The sequence below is a fragment of the Nocardia elegans NBRC 108235 genome, assembly GCF_001612845.1.
Taxonomy (GTDB): Bacteria; Actinomycetota; Actinomycetes; order Mycobacteriales; family Mycobacteriaceae; genus Nocardia; species Nocardia nova.
The window spans coordinates 72,338-89,614 of sequence record NZ_BDBF01000028.1 but is presented as its reverse complement, the minus strand read 5'-3'; the positions used below and the strand labels follow the sequence as shown (position 1 = coordinate 89,614).

The 17,277-nt window shown below is 69.0% G+C and carries 21 protein-coding genes; 9 read left to right on the top strand and 12 right to left on the bottom strand.

What is annotated here, in order from left to right; genetic code table 11:
* Window positions 1-277: 277 nt before the first annotated feature.
* Entirely contained in the window at window positions 278-712 is a 435-nt protein-coding gene (locus NE2_RS35820) for an LppP/LprE family lipoprotein (RefSeq protein WP_167356761.1), read from the top strand.
* Window positions 713-742: 30 nt separating this feature from the next.
* Here the strand turns inward: NE2_RS35820 and NE2_RS20455 are convergent, their stop codons facing one another.
* Window positions 743-1,228, bottom strand: a complete 486-nt coding sequence (locus NE2_RS20455; protein WP_233429836.1) for a GNAT family N-acetyltransferase — start codon at window positions 1,226-1,228, stop codon at window positions 743-745.
* 82 nt (window positions 1,229-1,310) lie between these two features.
* Here NE2_RS20455 and NE2_RS20450 point away from each other — a divergent pair, with 82 nt between their 5' ends.
* Complete coding sequence (locus NE2_RS20450; RefSeq protein WP_063028500.1) at window positions 1,311-2,204, top strand: LysR family transcriptional regulator; 894 nt, start codon at window positions 1,311-1,313, stop codon at window positions 2,202-2,204.
* A gap of 9 nt (window positions 2,205-2,213) precedes the next feature.
* On the opposite strand, the gene NE2_RS20445 is transcribed toward NE2_RS20450, so the two are convergent.
* From NE2_RS20445 to NE2_RS20435, 3 genes are all read right to left on the bottom strand, one after another.
* Window positions 2,214-3,749 carry an aldehyde dehydrogenase family protein gene (locus NE2_RS20445; protein WP_063028498.1) on the bottom strand — a complete coding sequence of 512 codons (1,536 nt, stop codon included), beginning with the start codon at window positions 3,747-3,749 and terminating at the stop codon, window positions 2,214-2,216.
* A gap of 188 nt (window positions 3,750-3,937) precedes the next feature.
* On the bottom strand, window positions 3,938-4,519 hold the full coding sequence (locus NE2_RS20440; RefSeq protein ID WP_063028496.1) for a carboxymuconolactone decarboxylase family protein: 582 nt from the start codon (window positions 4,517-4,519) through the stop codon (window positions 3,938-3,940).
* Window positions 4,519-4,830 carry a carboxymuconolactone decarboxylase family protein gene (locus NE2_RS20435; RefSeq protein WP_063028489.1) on the bottom strand — a complete coding sequence of 104 codons (312 nt, stop codon included), beginning with the start codon at window positions 4,828-4,830 and terminating at the stop codon, window positions 4,519-4,521. Before NE2_RS20435 ends, NE2_RS20440 begins: the two co-directional genes overlap by 1 nt.
* 161 nt (window positions 4,831-4,991) lie before the next feature.
* On the opposite strand from NE2_RS20435, the gene NE2_RS20430 reads away from it, so the two are divergent.
* Complete coding sequence (locus NE2_RS20430) at window positions 4,992-6,530, top strand: acyl-CoA synthetase (RefSeq protein ID WP_063028487.1); 1,539 nt, start codon at window positions 4,992-4,994, stop codon at window positions 6,528-6,530.
* 27 nt (window positions 6,531-6,557) lie between these two features.
* On the opposite strand, the gene NE2_RS20425 is transcribed toward NE2_RS20430, so the two are convergent.
* On the bottom strand, window positions 6,558-6,956 hold the full coding sequence (locus NE2_RS20425) for a hypothetical protein (RefSeq protein WP_063028485.1): 399 nt from the start codon (window positions 6,954-6,956) through the stop codon (window positions 6,558-6,560).
* Window positions 6,957-7,170: 214 nt separating this feature from the next.
* Here NE2_RS20425 and NE2_RS20420 point away from each other — a divergent pair, with 214 nt between their 5' ends.
* Window positions 7,171-7,707 (top strand): hypothetical protein, encoded by a 537-nt coding sequence (locus tag NE2_RS20420; RefSeq protein WP_063028483.1) that lies wholly within the window; start codon window positions 7,171-7,173, stop codon window positions 7,705-7,707.
* Between the two features lie 10 nt (window positions 7,708-7,717).
* Here NE2_RS20420 and NE2_RS20415 read toward each other — a convergent pair whose 3' ends face one another.
* Complete coding sequence (locus tag NE2_RS20415; RefSeq protein ID WP_373862264.1) at window positions 7,718-9,154, bottom strand: glyceraldehyde-3-phosphate dehydrogenase; 1,437 nt, start codon at window positions 9,152-9,154, stop codon at window positions 7,718-7,720.
* A gap of 186 nt (window positions 9,155-9,340) precedes the next feature.
* On the bottom strand, window positions 9,341-9,826 hold the full coding sequence (locus tag NE2_RS20410) for a GAF domain-containing protein (protein ID WP_063028479.1): 486 nt from the start codon (window positions 9,824-9,826) through the stop codon (window positions 9,341-9,343).
* Window positions 9,827-10,123: 297 nt separating this feature from the next.
* On the opposite strand from NE2_RS20410, the gene NE2_RS20405 reads away from it, so the two are divergent.
* The gene (locus NE2_RS20405; RefSeq protein ID WP_030513689.1) at window positions 10,124-10,372 is read left to right on the top strand and encodes a hypothetical protein; all 249 of its coding nucleotides are present in this window, start codon (window positions 10,124-10,126) and stop codon (window positions 10,370-10,372) included.
* A gap of 69 nt (window positions 10,373-10,441) precedes the next feature.
* Here the strand turns inward: NE2_RS20405 and msrC are convergent, their stop codons facing one another.
* On the bottom strand, window positions 10,442-10,927 hold the full coding sequence (gene msrC, locus NE2_RS20400; protein WP_063028477.1) for a free L-methionine (R)-S-oxide reductase MsrC: 486 nt from the start codon (window positions 10,925-10,927) through the stop codon (window positions 10,442-10,444).
* 141 nt (window positions 10,928-11,068) lie between these two features.
* Here msrC and NE2_RS20395 point away from each other — a divergent pair, with 141 nt between their 5' ends.
* Complete coding sequence (locus tag NE2_RS20395; protein ID WP_063028475.1) at window positions 11,069-11,440, top strand: nuclear transport factor 2 family protein; 372 nt, start codon at window positions 11,069-11,071, stop codon at window positions 11,438-11,440.
* A gap of 10 nt (window positions 11,441-11,450) precedes the next feature.
* Here NE2_RS20395 and NE2_RS20390 read toward each other — a convergent pair whose 3' ends face one another.
* Window positions 11,451-12,443, bottom strand: coding sequence for an LLM class F420-dependent oxidoreductase (locus tag NE2_RS20390; RefSeq protein ID WP_063028473.1), 993 nt, complete (start codon window positions 12,441-12,443; stop codon window positions 11,451-11,453).
* A gap of 134 nt (window positions 12,444-12,577) precedes the next feature.
* Window positions 12,578-13,363, bottom strand: coding sequence for an alpha/beta fold hydrolase (locus NE2_RS20385; protein WP_063028471.1), 786 nt, complete (start codon window positions 13,361-13,363; stop codon window positions 12,578-12,580).
* A gap of 63 nt (window positions 13,364-13,426) precedes the next feature.
* Here NE2_RS20385 and NE2_RS20380 point away from each other — a divergent pair, with 63 nt between their 5' ends.
* Entirely contained in the window at window positions 13,427-14,398 is a 972-nt protein-coding gene (locus NE2_RS20380) for an RNA polymerase subunit sigma-70 (RefSeq protein WP_063028469.1), read from the top strand.
* Between the two features lie 61 nt (window positions 14,399-14,459).
* Entirely contained in the window at window positions 14,460-15,062 is a 603-nt protein-coding gene (locus NE2_RS20375; RefSeq protein WP_063028467.1) for a maleylpyruvate isomerase family mycothiol-dependent enzyme, read from the top strand.
* Window positions 15,063-15,077: 15 nt separating this feature from the next.
* On the opposite strand, the gene NE2_RS20370 is transcribed toward NE2_RS20375, so the two are convergent.
* Together NE2_RS20370 and NE2_RS20365 are read right to left on the bottom strand one after the other, a co-directional pair.
* Window positions 15,078-15,881 (bottom strand): DUF5995 family protein, encoded by an 804-nt coding sequence (locus NE2_RS20370; protein ID WP_307617863.1) that lies wholly within the window; start codon window positions 15,879-15,881, stop codon window positions 15,078-15,080.
* Window positions 15,882-16,060: 179 nt separating this feature from the next.
* Window positions 16,061-16,660: a helix-turn-helix domain-containing protein gene (locus NE2_RS20365; RefSeq protein ID WP_063028463.1), complete on the bottom strand. Its 600-nt coding sequence runs from the start codon at window positions 16,658-16,660 to the stop codon at window positions 16,061-16,063.
* A 116-nt stretch (window positions 16,661-16,776) separates the two neighbouring features.
* Between NE2_RS20365 and NE2_RS20360 the strand changes: the two genes are divergently transcribed.
* Entirely contained in the window at window positions 16,777-17,262 is a 486-nt protein-coding gene (locus NE2_RS20360; protein WP_063028461.1) for a DinB family protein, read from the top strand.
* The last annotated feature ends 15 nt before the right edge of the window (window positions 17,263-17,277 follow it).

Genomic DNA, 17,277 nt, shown 5'->3' with positions numbered 1-17,277 from the left:
GGGGTCACCGTTCGCTCGGAAAACGAAGGGACTCATCGCGTCGATCCGCCACACTCGACAGATGACCGTCGCCGCGCAACGCTCCGCCGCCTCTCGCCTCCCGCACCGACAACTCCGGCGGGCCTGTCTGCCGGTGATTGCCGGCACGGCTCTCGCCACCGCACTGACCGGATGCGGCAATGGACCCGAAACCGCTTCCGCCACTCCGAATTCCGCTACCTCGGCGGCAGTGTCGCCGACGCGGGTGGCGCCCACCACGCAGGGAACCGTTCCCCCCGTGACGACCTCCGGTTCGGCGGACTGCGCGACCGACCTCTCGGCACCGGAGATTCGCCGGGCCGTCGCCACCCTGCCGCCCTACGACGCCGGTGGCGGTGACACCTGGGCATGGAACGACAACCCACCCGCACTGCGCGGCACCTACAACCGGTGTTCGACACTGTCGGTCGTGGTGGTCACGATTCAGCGCGCCACCGCGAGCTCACCGGAGCACGCGCTGCTGTTCCACAAGGGCGACTACGTCGGCACCGCCACACCGAAAGCCCAGGCGTTCACCACGATCGACACCGGAGCCGGTACCGACGACACCGTCGTATTGACCTACAAGACGCCCGGTAGCTGCAACGCCTGCCCCGACGGGACCTCGACGACGGTGTCATTCCACTGGAACGGCTCGGGCGTGGACATGCAGGGGCGTCCGCCGATCAACTGATCGCCGGATTCCGGACCGGCCGCCGGGGGTTCAGACGGACGAAACCTGTTCCGCCAGATCGAATTTCATAAACACATCGGCACGATCGTAGGGAATGGGCCGCAGCTGCTCCGGCGGCACATGGACGAATCCCACCGATTCGTACAGATGCACGGCGTCGGCCAGGCGCCCGTTGCTCGCCAGGAACAGCGAGGTCGCGCCGCATGCGCGCGCGTGGTCGATGGCGGCGTTCAGCAGCAGACGGCCGATGCCCCGGCCCCGGGCCCGCGGCGCGACCGCCATCTTCGAGATTTCGAAGACGCCCGGATCCTCCGCGACCAGCGCGACGCACCCGACGCGGTCGTCACCGTCGCGCGCGATCAGCACCTGCCCGCCGTCGGCCACGATCCGCTGCGGATTGCCGAGGGTGGCGAGGTCGGCCGGTTCGACGCCGAACAGAGCGGTGATCCATTCCAGATTGAGTTCTTCGAAGGCGGCGGCGTCGGCCGGCCCGGACATCGGTTCGACGAGAATCACGTCACCAGGATGCGCGCCGGAACCCATAGCGTCCAATATTCGATAGCTCCGATTGATATCGTGAACTTATGGATGGCGGCCTGTGGACGGGGTAGAGCTGCGGCACCTTCGCTACTTCCTGGCGGTCGCGGAGGAACTGCATTTCGGCCGTGCCGCGACCCGGCTGCACATCGCCCAGCCCGCCCTGACCCAGCAGATCCGGCGGCTCGAGACGCTACTCGGCGCCCGGCTGTTCGATCGCACCTCGCGCACGGTGGCCCTGACTCCCGCCGGCGCCGTCCTGCGTGATCGCGCCGAGGCGCTGCTCGGGCACGCACAACGCGATCTGGCCGAGGTCTCGCGGATCGGGCAGGGCGGGCAGGGGACGCTCTACCTGGGCTTCGTGCCGTCGGTACTGCCGCTCGAACCCCTGCGCGGCGTGCGCGCGTTTCGCGACCGCTATCCGCTCGTCGAGGTCGACCTGATCGAGGGGTTCACCAGCCATCTGATGGAGCGGCTCGCCAACGGCGCCCTGGACCTCGCCATCGTGCGCGATCCCGACCCGCGGCCGGGCACCACCATCACACCGCTCATGACCGAGCCGTTCGTCGCGGTGGTGCCCGACGACCATCCGCTGGCCGGACGCGATTCCGTCACCGGGGCCGAGCTGGTCGATCACCCGGTGGTCTTCTTCCCGCGCGCCGCCGGCTCCCTGGCCCACGACCGGAATCTGGCTCCCCTGCTGCGATCGGGCCGCCGCCCGCGCATCGTGCAGGAGGCCACCAATTGGACCATCATTCTCTATCTGGTGGCCGCGGGCCTCGGCATCACGGTCGCGCCGCGCAGCGCCACCTTCACGGCGCCGGCTTCGGCGCGGATCATCCCGCTGACCGAAACCGACGCGGACACAACCATTTACACCGCGCACCGCACCGGCGACGAGCGAGCGCTGGTCCACAATCTGCTCACCCTGTTGCCCGGCCCGGCCGCGGCGTGAGCGCGACCGTCAGGACAGCAGTTTGCGCAGGATCTTGTTGCCGAACCCGTAGCGGATGAGACCGTCGAGGTTGCGAATGGTCTTCTCCGAGTAGGGGTACCAGATGCTTTCCTGCTTGGACTGCCAGCGGTCGATCAGGACCGGCTGGGCATGGGTGAAGCTGCGCAGCGCGCCCGGACCGTTGACCTGGCCGACGCCGCTGTCCTTGCGCCCGCCGAAGGGCGCCTCGGGCACACCGTAGATGACAGCCGCGTCGTTGTGCACGACCGAACCCGTGGTGAGCTGGGCCGCGATGCGCCGGGCCTTGGCGGCGTCCTTGGTGAACACCGAGCCGCTGAGCCCGTATTTGCAGTCGTTGGCCAGCCGGATGGCCTCGTCCTCGTCACGGACCCGCATGATGGTGGTGACCGGACCGAACGTCTCCTCGGTCATCAAGTCCATGTCGTGGTGCGCGCCGACGACGACGGTGGGCTGGAAGTACAGGCCCTCGCCGGTGTCGGCCGCGCCGCCCACCACGATGTCGGCGCCCTTGGCCTTCGCGTCGTCGATGTGCCGGATCACGATGTCGCGCTGGCGATCCCAGAACAGCGGGCCCATATCGGTGTCGCCGGGACCGTAGGTGACCCCCGCCGCCTTCTCGGTGACCAGCCGGATGAACTCGTCCGCGACGCTGTCGACCACGTAGATGCGTTCCACGCTCATGCAGACCTGGCCGGTGTTGAACATCGACAGATACACCGCGCCGGCGGCGGCGCGCTCGAGATCGGCGTCCGCGCAAACGATCATGGCGTCCTTGCCGCCCAGCTCCAGGGTGCACGGCAGCAACCGGGTCGCGCAGGCGGCCGCGATCTTGCGGCCGGTGCCGACGCTGCCGGTGAAGCACACCTTGTCGATATCCGAATCGACCAGTGCCGCACCGGTTTCGCCGTCGCCGTGCAGCACCTGCACGACATCCTCCGGCACCCCCGCCTCGTGCAGCACCCGCGCCACCCATTCCCCCGAACGCGGCGTCACCTCGGACGGTTTGAACACCACGGTGTTGCCGGCGACCAGCGCCTGCACCACCGGATTGAGCGACAGCACGAACGGCGCGTTCCACGGCGTCACGACGCCGATCACGCCGAGCGGCTGATACTGCATGTACAGCTTCTTCATCGGTTTCAGATAACCGTGCAGCCGCTGCCGGTGCGAGCGCAGATCACGCCGGGCGCGCGCGGTCCAGTAGTTGAGGAAGTCGCAGGCGGGCACGATCTCGACGCCGAGCGCCTCGGCCTCCGGCTTACCGGTCTCGGTGCGGATGGTCTCGGCGATCTCCGCGCGCCGGGCGACGATCACACCGATGGCGGCGCGCACGATCTCGGCGCGCTCGGCGATGCTGCGGGCGGCCCAGGCGGGCTGGGCGGCGCGGGCGCGCGCGACCGCGCTCTGCACCTCGGCGGTGGTGTCCACCTCGAGTTCGCCGATGCGCCGGCGATCCACCGGACTGTCCAGCGCCAGCGTGCGCCGGTCACCCTCGGTCGTCGGCAGTGGGTGGACGATGGCCATGGTCTTCCCCTCGGTCGGAGCTGGCGTTCCAGTGCGATTTCGGTTGTGACACAAGGTTTGTCGCAACCGAATCGACGGCACGGCGAAACCCTCGTGAACTAGTAGACAACTTACCAAAACTGTCTACCCATTGCGAGAACTTGTTCTAGATTTCCACCGGACAGACATCCGCGGACCGCTTCCGCTCGCTACCGATAGCCTCGCTTCAGCAGGTATTTCGCGCCCGCGTCGAAACCGTCCGGACCCAGGACGTCGAATCCGAAGGCGTCGGCAAGCCGGTTGGTCGTGTTGAAGGCGGCGCAGACGGCCAAGGCGTCCTCGACCTGTTGTGGCGACACTCCGGCGGACAGGACCTTTCGGACGTCGTCGGCATCGACCTCCCCGTCGCGGGTCAGCTTGCCCAGGAGCAGCAGCGTCGCGCGCAGGCCCGCGTCGATCGACGCGGAGTCCGGATCGTCGAGCACCGCACGGACTTTCGCCTCGTCGGCATACGCGCGCCTCGCGGTCGCGCTGTGGGCACCGACGCAGAACGCGGAGTCGTTGACCTTCGACACGTACGCGGCCATCAGCTCCCGGTCGGCGACCGCCCATTCGGAGGGTCCGCGCATCGCCGCGTGGGTGAACGCCTTCGCTCGCGTGCCGTAGAAATCCGGTCGATAGAACACCAGCTTCGCGGCATCGGGCAACGGCTGACCGGAGAACACTCGGATCGCCTTGAACAGGAGTTTGGTTCCGGGGCGATAGCCGTGGTTCAGGATGCCCGGCCGCATCAGCCACGCTCCCCGGCCGCTTCGGCCAGCGCCGCGAGCCCGGCGTCGTACTGCCGTGCGGACTGCCCGACCGCGGCGGCGATGACCAGTTCGACGAGCTCGTCCTCGCCGAATCCCGATGCCCGCGCCGCCACGAAGTCGGCATCGGTCACCTCGGTCGGGCGGGTCGCGACCTTGTCGACGAGTTCACGCAGCGGAGGCGGTCCGGCGTTTCCGAAGGCTTGCGCCCGCTGCTCCCGTGGGGCGCTGCCGTCGCCGTCGCGAATCCGCTTCACCAGAGCCCGGAACACCTCGCGCTTGTCCTGCGCCATCTCGCCTCCTCACAGCCGGTTCCGTGTGATGGACGCGAGCCGTGACGGGCAGGCGCCACGGACACGAATGTACGCCCCGGGAGCCGGTTCGCAGGCTCGACCGGCAGAACAGGCTCGCGATTCCCCACCAAACTAGTTGGACGTCCTATAATCTCCGGCCTATGAGTCTCGATCCCCGCACGCACACCATCGACGGCGTGCTGCACCGTTCGGCGGCGAAGGTCCCGGGCCGCACCGCGCTGACATTCGAAGGCCGGGCCTACACCTACCGGGAACTCGACGCCGCGGTCACCCGGGCGGCGGCCCATCTGCTCGACCTCGGCCTGGCCGCGGGCGATCGGGTCGCCGCCTACGGCACCAATTCCGACGCGTACGTGATCGGCTTCCTGGCCTGCGCGCGGGCAGGCCTGGTGCACGTACCGGTGAACTACGCCTTGAAGGGCGGCGAGCTGAGCTACCTGGTCTCCCAGTCGGGCGCGCGGGCAGTCCTGGCCGATCCCGCGCTGATCGGCACGCTCGATCAGGTGCGGGGCGAACTCACCGCGGTCGACCACGTGGTGCCCCTGCGCGATGCCGACGGATCGCTGCGGGAGGTCGCCGACACCGCGGACGAGGTCTCGGACTTCTCGTCCCGGGCGTCCGCCACCGATCTGGCCCAACTGCTCTACACCTCGGGCACGACGTCGAAACCCAAGGGCGCCATGATGACTCATGAGGCGCTCGTCTTCGAGTACGTCTCGTCGGTGATCGCGCTGGACCTGCGTGCGGACGACAATCCGCTCGTCGCCATGCCGCTGTACCACTCGGCGGGCATGCACGTGTTCATGCTGCCCTACCTCGCGGTCGGCGCGACCGTGCACCTCATGGCCACCCCGGATATCCCGGAGATTCTGCGCCGGGTCGAACAGGACCGGATCGGTTCGCTGTTCCTCGCCCCGACCGTCTGGGTGCCGCTGTCCAACCACCCCGACCTCGACCGCCGCGACCTGTCCTCGCTGCGCAAGGCCCAGTACGGCGCCTCGATCATGCCGGTGACCGTGCTGAACAGGCTGCGGGAACGCTATCCCGACCTCGGCTTCTACAACTGCTTCGGACAGTCGGAGATCGGGCCGTTGGCCACGGTGCTGCGCCCGGAGGAACATGCCGAGCGGCCGTCGTCGTGCGGGCGGCCGGTGTTCTTCGTGGAAACCCGTGTGGTCGACCTCGACGGCAACGATGCCGGCCCCGGCGAGCCGGGGGAGGTCCTCTATCGCTCACCACAGCTGTGCCGGGGGTACTGGGACAATCCCGAGGCGACCGCGGAGGCCTTCCGCGACGGATGGTTCCACTCCGGCGACCTGGTGACGCGAGATGCCGACGGGTACATCACCGTCGTCGACCGGATCAGGGACGTCATCAACACCGGCGGCATCCTCGTCGCCTCCCGCGAGGTCGAAGACGCCCTCTACACCCATCCCGCCGTCGCCGAGGTCGCGGTCGTCGGCACCCCGGACGAGAAGTGGATCGAGGCCGTCACCGCTGTCGTGGTGCTGCACGAGGGCCGCGAGACGACGGCCGATGCGCTGATCGCGCACGTCAAGGAGCTGATCGCACCCTTCAAGGTGCCCAAGAACATTCGCTTCGCCGAGTCGCTGCCCCGCAACCAGAGCGGGAAACTACTCAAACGCGAACTGCGCGAACCACTTACGACTGCGGATTGATCGGACCGGCGGTCATTACGGGGCTCGTCACCACGGGCCGATGACGTGCTCGAGCAGGGCGAGCGCGAACGCGCCCAGCACCGCCAGCCCGAATCCCGCCGCGAAGGTGAGCGCCAGCGAACGCCCGAGGCGCCGGCCGTGCGCGCGCACGATCGTCAACCCCGCCGCACCCCCGAGCACGGCCAGCAACATGCCGCCGCCCATCACGAGATAGAACACCGCGGCCAGCGCGGCGTTCACCGCCTCGCGAAGTCCTTCGGCGTACTCACCGAACGGAATCGGGAACCGATAGACGCTCGCCACCACCGCCGCAGCGAGCGGTGCGGTGAGCACGGCCGCCAGCGCTCCCCACAGCACACCGACCCACAGGGCCACCCCGGTCACGCCGCGCGGCTCCCCCGCCGGACCGCCGTCCCCGAACCCCATAACCTGACCTCGCGTTCCACCTGTCGCCGGGCACTACACTCGCGCACGCGCCGGGCCCGAATGCCCGGCTCTGCCAGAGCAAACCAGACGAACGCGCCGCACCGCCAGGTGGGCCGGTCACCGATGTCCTAGGGTTGTTCGCGGCGGCCCGCCTGCCCCACCCGTGCCCGACCCGTGGCCGCGCCCGCACCGGACGATCAGAAACGGGAGACTCATGGACGGCAGCCGCGACGCACTGCTCCACGGTCCCCTGTTCTCCCGGCGCAATCCGCTGGACCGCAGCAATGCCGCCAGCCGGATCAGCGCCTACGTCTACGGAAACATCCTCATCCTCGCCGCGCTGATCCCGGTGACCACCACCGAGGAGCACGTCGGAATCCTCGTGGTCGTCGGCACCGCGCTGTCCACCTTCGTCGCGCACGCCTTCGCCGAGGGCGTCGGCCAGGCCGTGCGGGAGAACCGCGCGCTCACACCGCGGCAGCGGTGGGAGGAACTGCGCGATTCGGTGCCGATTCTCAGCTCCGCGGTGCTGCCATCGATCATCCTGGCGTGCGCCGCCGTCGACTGGCTCGAACCCCGCACCGCACAGATCGCCGCCGAGGTGGCGATGCTCGTCCGCATCGGCGGCATCGTCTTCGTCATCGAACGGCTCAAAGGCGCCAGACCCGGCCGCTCGACCATTTTCACGGCACTCCTGCTGACCGCCGTCGCGACGACGGTGGTCGTCGTCAAGGTCGTCCTCACCCACTAGAGGGACGCGGCTATCCTGCCTCGACCGCCGCGAGCGCGCGCACATCGGCCGCATCCTGCGACCGATCCGCGAACCGCGGATAGGTCGGGTACTCGATGCCCGAGATGTACTGCACCGTCCGGACCACCTGGGACGAATAACCGAATTCGTTGTCGTACCAGCAGTACAGGATCGCGGTATCGCCCTCGACGATGGTGGCGTTGGCGTCGATGATCGAGGCCGCGCGCGAGCCGATGAAATCGCTGGACACCACGTCGGACGCGGCGATGTAGTCGAGATTGCGGCTCAGCGGGCCGGCGAGCGACACCTGCCGCAGGTACTCGAGCACCTCGGACTTCGTCGTCTCCCGTTCGAGTTGCAGGTTCAGGATGGCGACGGACACATCCGGGGTGGGGACGCGAATCGAGTTACCGGTGATCTTGGCCTTGAAGTCCGGCATCGCCTTGGCGACGGCGGAGGCGGCGCCGGTTTCGGTCAGAACCAGGTTGAACGGCGCGGAGCGGCCGCGGCGGTCCGCCTTGTGATAGTTGTCCAGCAGATTCTGATCGTTGGTGAACGAGTGCACGGTCTCCACGTGGCCGCGGGTGATGCCGAATTCGTCGTCCATGGCCTTGAGCGGCGGCACGATCGCGTTGGTGGTGCAGGAGGCGCACGAGAAGATCCGCTGCGTCAGATCCAGGTCGCGGTGGTTGACGCCGTGCACGATATTCGGGACGTCGCCCTTACCGGGCGCGGTGAGAACCACCTTCGCGATGCCGGGGCGCAGATGCTGCGACAGCCCGTCGCGATCGCGCCACTTGCCGGTGTTGTCGATCAGGATCGCGTCGTCGATTCCGTATTCGGTGTAGTCGATGGTCGTCGGATCGTCGCTGTAGATGAACTTGATGACGTTGCCGTTGGCGATGATCGTGTCGTTGTCGGCGTCGACCTTGATGGTGCCGTTGAAGTGCCCGTGCACCGAATCCCGGCGCAGCAGCGACGCGCGCTTGGCCAGGTCACCGTCGCCGCCGCGGCGAACCACCACCGCACGCAGGTTCAGCCCGTTGCCGGAGCCGACCTTCTCGATGAGCAGGCGGGTGACCAGCCGGCCGATCCGGCCGAAGCCGTACAGCACGACATCGCGCGGACCCTGCGACTGCGCCTTGTTGCCGCCGATCACCTCGGCCAGAACCACCTCGGTGAACTCACGAACCGAGAGCCCGCGGTCGTCGGCGCGATAGGCCACGACCAACTGCCCGAGATCGATCTTGCACGGGCCGAGATCCAGTTCGTCCAGGACGCGCAGGAACGGCAGCGTCTCGTCCACCGACAGCTCTTCGCCCTCGATCTGGCGGGCGAACCGGTGTGTCCGCAGAATGCTGATCACCGACCGGTTCACCAGCGACCGGCTGTGCAGCAGGACCGTCACACCCTTCGCCCGATACAACGTGCCGATGATGGGGATCATCGCCTCCGCGGCGGCTTCCTGGGCGTTCCAGCGGTCAAGTTGTTCGGTAGTCAACGCAGGTCCTCGGTTTCCTCGACGGGTACGCCACGTCGATGCTAATGAGGGCCCTGATATCACCGACGGCGGATCCCCGGCGGTGAGCTTTCGAGTGGCGGCGACCACACCGCCGCCGCGACGCGTACCGCGTCAGTCCCGCCGCAGCCGCGGTGGATTGCGGCGGCGGATCTGCAACAGATCGGTGGCACAACGGCACACCGGATGCAGTGCGTCCGCGAGTTCTTCGGTGAGTACATTCGCGGCGGGGGTGTAGATGCTCAGCACCCCGACCACCGCGCCGTCGTCGTCGGACAGCGGCTGGCACTGCACCGCCTGCACTCCCCACAACCGCAGTTCCGCGCCGCACCCCGGCCAGCGCGAACTGCCGGCCAGATCGGTGATCACGATCGGCACGCCGGTCGCCGCCACCTCACGAGCGGGGCTGTCGGGGTGGAGCAGCTGAGCCTCCTCGACCATTCGCGCGCGATGCGTCGTCGCCGCGACGATCTCGAGCACCGTTCCGCCGTGCGCGGTCACCCCGGCCATCGGTGAGCCGGGCAGGGCACGCAGCAATGCGGCGACTCCGGCCGCCGAAACAGGCGACGCACCGGTGCGACCGGGTGGGTCACTGTGCATAACGGACCTCGATCCGACGCGATGAGTCAACAACACCGGCCGCATACCGACCCGGCAAAGCGGGGCCGAGGTATGACGACCAGTCTTCGAGTGCCCCGCTGCCCACCGCGGCAAACCTCGTCCCGGCGAGCCCGCCGGCGCGGAGGACGAATGTTCGTCCGGTACAAGCCGTTTGCCTCATTGCGCCTCGAACGGGGAGCGCCGTTTTCACGGCGCGTCGCCGGGGTACCCATCGACAATCCGCACCGGAACGAACCTCGTCACCGTCGAGGCCCATCACCACAGGAGGTGTGCTGTATGGACGATCTCCAGCGCAGAGTGTTGACCGCGTTGACATCTGCGCGGCGCGGGCTGAAGACCGCGGACGCACGCCTGCTGGAACGTCGAATCGTGGGGCTGCGGGCAGAAGTCGACGCCGCCGGCTATCCCCGCCCCCAGCATCTACGCCTGAAGGCGTCGTGTGCGGAGGCACTGGCCGCGGCCAGGTGGACGTTGGGGCGACCGAGCCCCCAGGCCTTCCGGCCCGCGATGCAGGCGGCCTCGTAGCCGACCGGCGACACCCGGAACACGCCTCCGATTCGGTTGCGGCACTGCGACTTCGAGCCGGACGTCCGCTCAGTCCCTCCCCTCGACCGAGGCGAGATAGATGGCCGCGATCTCCTCCAGGCCCCGCTGATCGACCGGACCGAACCGGTCGAGTTCGGGACTGTCCAGATCGAAGACGCCGAGCAGCGTGCCCTCCGACACCAGCGGCACCACCAGTTCGGATCTGCTCAGCGGATCGCAGGCGATATGGTCGGGCACCGCGTGCACGTCGGCGACGCGTTGAGTCCGGCGGGTCCGCGCCGCCGCACCGCACACACCGCGATCCAGCCCGATCCGCACACACGCCGGGCGGCCCTGGAAGGGGCCGACCACCAGCTCCCTCCCGTCGTAGAAATAGAATCCCACCCAGTTCAGACCGGGAAGACCGTGATAGACGAGCGCCGACAGATTGGCGGCGTTGGCGATCCGGTCGTGTTCCCCCGCCAGCAGGGATCGGGCCGACGCCGCGAGCTCCCGACAGCGTTCGTCGTCCGTGTGCTCGTCGGCGGCGCTCATACCCCACCCGCGCCCATGCGATGATTCATGAGTATCCCCTTCCTGGTGGCGGCTTCGGATGTCCTGCCGACGGCTCGCCGACCGTCCCGGCAGGCGGGATCGGCCCGCGGCACCGCGCCGGATCCGTGTTTTCGTTGGTCCATGGCTTCAGCGGAACGGATTCGAGCAGCGGTGCACCGGTATCTCGAGGCGGTGGGCTCGGGGTCGGCCGCCGATGTGGCGGCATGTTACAGCGAGGACGCCACCGTGGAGGATCCGGTCGGCTCGCCACCGCACGTCGGCCGGGCCGCGATCGAAAAGTTCTACGGCGCATTGGATTCCGCGCATGTGCGCACCGAACTGCTCGACCTGCGGATCGCGGGCGGCGCGGCGGCGTTCCGGTTCCGGGTGGTCACCGACACCGGTTCCCGCACAACGACGATCGAACCGATCGATGTGATGACCTTCGACGAGGAGGCGCGGATCACCGGTATGCGAGCGTTCTGGTCACCGGAGGACGTGCGCGTCGACTGAGGGCGGCGGTTCATCGCAGCGCGGGAATCACCGCACGCTCGAACAACTCCACACCGGAGAGGTCGTATGCCGATTCGGGGAAGTTGTGGATCGCGTACGACAAGCCCAGATCGCGCACCCGGGAAAGGTTTTCGACGATCTGTTCCGGTGTGCCGACCGCGGGGGAATCAGCGGAGAGGTTGGCGACCCAGTTCTGCGCGGCGTCGGCCCCGAGTGCGGGAGCGAGCCGCGCGGCGAGTGCGTCCAGCCGTTCGCGCACCTCGGCCTCGGTGGCGCCGATCACGGTGTTGAAGTTGGAACTGCGGGTGATCGCGTCGAAATCGGTTCCGACGGAGGCGCAGTGCTCGCGCAGCAGCTCGGATTTGTGGGTGAAGGTCTCGGGATCGCCCGCGAAGTTGGTGTACTGCGCGTATTTCGCGGCGATGCGCAGCGTGACCTTCTCCCCACCACCCGCGATCCAGATCGGAATACCGCCGCGCTGGAGCGGCAACGGATACACCCGGGCGCCGTCGACCCGGTAGTACTTGCCGTCGAGGGTGGCGGTGCCGGTGGTCCACGCCTGACGGAAGATCTGCACACCCTCGTCCAGCCGGCCCAAACGCTCACCCGCGGAAGGGAATCCGTAGCCGTAGGCGCGCCACTCGTGCTCGTACCACCCGGCGCCGATACCCATCTCGACCCGTCCGCCCGAGACGAGATCCACCGTCGCGGCCACCTTGGCGAGGTAGGCCGGGTTCCGATAGCTGATCGCCGTGCACATCTGGCCCAGCCGGATGCGCGTCGTGGTGGCGGCGAACGCCGACATGAGCGTCCACGCCTCGTGTGTCGCTTCCTCGGTGGGAACCGGCACGGTGTGGAAGTGGTCGTAGACCCACAGCGATTCCCAGACTTCCGCGCCGTCGGCTCGCTGCGCCAGGTCCCGCATCACACCCCACTGCGCCTCCGGTTCGATGCCGGCCAGATCCAGTCGCCAGCCCTGCGGAATGAAGATGCCGAAACGCACGCCGCGCCTCCTCGTCGAGAGAACAGATCCGGCGGCCACTCTTCCCATCGATGCGCTCGCGGGCAAGAGTTCGGCGCTCGGCGCGCCGAACTGCCCGCAAAGACCCGGCGAAGCCGGAATCGGCCGGGGGGACGTCACGGTCGATCGCCGGCGCGCGCCACGCGCGTGAGCCATTCGGCCAGCAGGGCGCGCAGCAGGTCCGGCTGTTCGTGCGGAAGGGCGTGTCCGGCCTCGTCGACAACGGCGAGCGTCGCGTGCGGACTGCGCGCGAACAGGTCGGTCGCCGCCGCGCAACCGACCGTCGAATCCAGCCGTCCGGCCACGATCGTGGTCGGACCCGGATAGGGCGGTGCGCCGTCCGGGCTCAGCTGCCACCGCTCACCGATGCGCCGGGCCGCGGCCGGATCGGCCCGCGCGGCGGCCGGGGCGACGAAACGCTCGTAGCGGTCGAGCATTTCGGGAGTTTGGACGACGAAGTAGCCGCGGAAATCGTCGTCGCCGAGATCGCCCGGCCCGGCCACGACGCGATGCGCCGGAATGTTCCGCAATCCGGGCAACAGCGGGCAGACCAGCGCCAGGCCCGCCACCCGATCGGCACGCCGCGCGGCCATCGCCTGCGCGTAGTACCCGCCGGCCGAGTGGCCGATCAGCAGGAAACCATCGCCGGTCACCTCGTCCGCGAAACCCAGCAGCGCGTCGAGGACATCGTCGGCGCTGCGCAGCGTGTCGGGTGCGGTGGTGTATCCCGTTCCCGGCAGGTCGGGGTAGATGCGCCGCAATCCGGCGATGTCCCCGAGTATCGGGTCGAAGCACGCCTCGGCCTCGCGGTGATCGACACCGGCGCCGTGCAGCACCAGAACCGGCCGGCCCGTGCCGTGCTCCACGTAGTGAAAATCGACCCCGCCCGCGCGCAGCTTCATGACCGGCAAACTACCCGGCCGGTCCCGCTGTCGCCGGCGAGACGCTGGTGCGAGCATGGGGCGGTGAGTGTATCCGCGAGTGAACCGCTGTCGGAGTCCGATGCACTCGAGGCGCTGCGGATTCCGCTGACCGGCTACTGCTACCGTCTGCTCGGTTCGTCGGCCGATGCCGACGATGCGGTGCAGGAGACGATGATCCGCGCCTACACCCGATTCGACAGCTTCGATCCCGGCCGCGGCCGGCTGTCGACCTGGGTCCACGCCATCGCCACCAACATCTGCCTGGACATGCTGCGCTCGGCGCGGCGCCGGATGCTGGTGTGGGAGGGCCCGGTCTCGACCGGATTCGATCCGGATGCGCTGGTGCCCGCCGACCGATGGCTCGATCCGATCCCCGACGCGCGGGTGCTCGACCCGGCCGACAGCGTGATTCGCCGCGAGTCGGTCCGGCTGGCCTTCGTCGCGGCGTTGCAACATCTGCCGCCGCGCCAGCGGGCGGTGCTGGTCCTGCGCGAGGTGCTGGCGTTCAGCGCCGCCGAAACCGCGACCATGCTCGATGTGACCCCGGCCGCGGTCAACAGCGCCCTGCAACGCGCCCGCGCCACCCTGGCCGCGGTCAGGCAGTCCGCCACGGATCCGCTCGATCCCGACGATCCGGGCGACCGGGAACTGGTCCGGCGCTACGTGGCGGCCTTCGAAAACCACGATGTCGGCGCTCTCGCCGCGCTGCTGTGCGAGGACGCCGAATCCGGTATGCCGCCGTTCGCGTGGCGACTGAGCGGGCGCGACCTCGTCGTCTCGGTTTTCGCGGCGGGCGAGGCGTGCGTCGACGATCGGCTGATACCGGTCCGGATGAACGGTTCGATCGGATTCGGTCAGTACCGCCCCGACACCGAGGGTGTGCTGCGGCCGTTCGCACTACTCGCGATCGAGGCGCGGTCGGGATCGATAGCGCGGCAGGTGACATACCTGGGCAGCGGCGACCGGTTCGCCGAATTCGGCCTCCCGCCGATTTTTCCGCGCACCCGCCGATGAATTCCCGCCGTCGGGTTCGTAACAGAGGTGACCACTGCCCTGCGACCGAAACGACAGGTTCATGACCTCGACCGACACCGACACCGCATTCCTGCGCGAGCACACCGTGGCCGAGCGCCGGCGCCTCGCGGATCTGCTCGCCACCCTCACGCCGGAGCAGTGGGCCGCGCCCTCGCTGTGTGAGGGCTGGCGAGTCCGCGAGGTGCTCGCCCACATGACGATGCCCTACCGGACATCCACCTGGGCGTTCGTGCGCGGCCTGGCCGGCGCGCGCTTCTCGTTCCACCGCTACGCCGACCGGGCCGCGCGCGCCGACACCGCACGGATGAGCGATGCCGCACTGCTCGCGTCGCTGCGCGACAACGTCGATCACCCGTGGCGTCCGCCGGGCGGCGGCGTGGTCGGCGCGTTGAGCCACGACGTGATCCACGGCCTGGACATCACCGAGCCCCTGGGCCTGCCGCCCGCCCCGCCGGAACGGATCGCCCTCGTGCTCGACAATGCGAGCCCCACATCGCTGCGTTACTTCGGGGTCGACCTGGCCGGTCGGCAACTGCGGGCGTCCGACGCGCCGGTCACGCTGGGTTCGGGGACGCCGATCACGATGTGCGCCAAGGACATTCTGCTCACCGTCACCGGCCGCCGCCCGCTGCCCGCCGACTGACGGGGCCGGCCGGGCTCACAGACCGCCGAGGCGTGCGAGTACGGCGAAGGCCGCGTCGTCGGCCGACCAGAGGGCGTTGATCTCCGCGCGCGTGGCCTCGGCGGTGGCGGGATTCTGCAATGCCAGCCCGTTGGTCCAGACCACCACGTTGTAACCCAGGTCGGCGACCTCGAGCAGCGGCCCGGTGGCCACGCCCTGACCGAACAGCCGGTCGAGCCCTTCGCCGACGAAGTAGAACCGCCACAGCGGCCCGAGGTCGGCGTTGTAGACCTGCCTGGTCCGATCGACGATCAGATCGCCGCTGCGGGCGATCGGGTCAACGATGTGGAAGAAGTCCGGCGCGTTCTCGGGTTTGCTGCCGACCGCGGCGACCGCGTAGGCGAGGTCGACCGTCAGGTGTGCGTTGTAGCCGGCCATCGCGACCCTGGCGGGCGACTGGTCGCATTGACCGGCCAGCTGGAAATACCACGCCCAGTGCGGCTCGGGCGTGCCGCCGGTGAATTCCGCGTGCAGGTTCACCAGGAACCGGCGCAGCAGTTCGTAGCTGATCGCGTGGGCGTATTCCGGGTCGGCGAAGGCGCCGGGATCGTGCTGCAGCGGCAGCACCGGCGACTGTTCCACGGCGTCGAGTCCCACATCGAACAACCCGCGCCAATCATGGTGGGAGGCAAGTATGTCGGCGATCCGATGGTTTCGCGCCACGGCCTCGTCGAGCCGGTCGAGGGTGGGCCCGGCGCCGATGGTCGTGGTATCCGACAGCGCGGCGACGGTCTGGATCTCCGCGGCGGACAGCGGGGTGCCGCACTGCGCCTCGGCCACGGCCCCCGCCTGCGGCGCGGACGCGATCAGGGACGAAAAGCCAAGAGCCACAACGATCGACGCGATTCGGAGCATACGATGTCCATCCTGTCCGATGACGTACGGCGGTGTTGCCGATACGGTACTGCGGTTCGATCCGTGACTGTGCGCACGACCTCGGCGGTGTCGTCGGTTTCCGCTCACCACCGGCTCTCCCCCTCGGCGGACGCGCCGGGACGCACATGAGCGCGCATCCCCTGCGGGCCGAACAGGATGAGCAGCTCCACCACCCCGCCGTCGGCACTGCCCAGCCAGTGCGGGACCGACGTGTCGAATTCCGCCGCCTCGCCGGGCGGCAGGGTCAGATCGCGGTCGCCGAGCACCAGGCGCAGCCGGCCGTTGAGCACGTAGAGCCATTCGAAGCCCTCGTGTGTCTGCGGTGTCGGCTCCAGCGGTCGCGGGCGCGCGGGAATGATCATCTTGAACGCCTGCACGCCGCCGGGCCGCCGGGACAGCGGCACGAAGGTCATGCCGAATCGCCGGATCGGCTTCAGGTGGATGCGCGGGTCGCCGGTGCGCGGAGCCCCGACCAGGTCGTCGAGCGGGACGTCGTAGGTGCGGGCCAGCGGCAGCAGCAATTCCAGGGTCGCCCGCCGCTGCCCGCTCTCCAGGCGCGACAACGTACTTTCCGACACCCCGGTGCTCGCCGCGAGGTCGGCGAGGGTGATCCCGCGCTCGCGGCGCAATGCGCGCAACCGCGCGCCCACAGCACCGAGCACCTTGTCGGTGTCCTCAGCCATTCGGGTCCTCAGCCATTCGGGCCATCTTGCCGGAACAGCAAGATTCCGTGCCAGTTCGCCACGTCCGGCGCCAGGCTGAAGATCTACGACCGCACCTCGACCGCGAAGGAGCCGCCATGCCCACCGCCGCCCGCCGAAGGGACACCCCGCCGCCGCGGACCGGGATCGATGAGCTCGCGGTACTACGCGGCTTCCTCGACTATCTGCGCACCTCCGCCGCGGCGAAGGTCGAGGGAGCACCCGAACCGCAGGCCCGAGAAGCCGCGGTGGCTTCGGGCACCAATCTGCTCGGTCTGCTCGTCCATCTCACCGCCGTCGAGCGCTCGATGTTCCTCGGCGCCAGGGTGACCGACTGGCAGGCGACCTTCCGGGCCGCCCCGGACGACAGCGTGGCCGATGTGGTCGCCCGCTATCGCGACGCGGTCGAGCACGCGAACCGGGTGCTCGACGGATGCACCGATCCCGCCGCGACACTGCCGCGACCGGGACGCCCCGGGCCCAGCGTCCGCTGGGCCCTCACCCACATGATCGAGGAGACCGGCCGCCACGCCGGTCACGCCGATATCCTGCGCGAACTGATCGACGGCGCGACCGGGCGCTGAGCTCAGCGGGTGCGC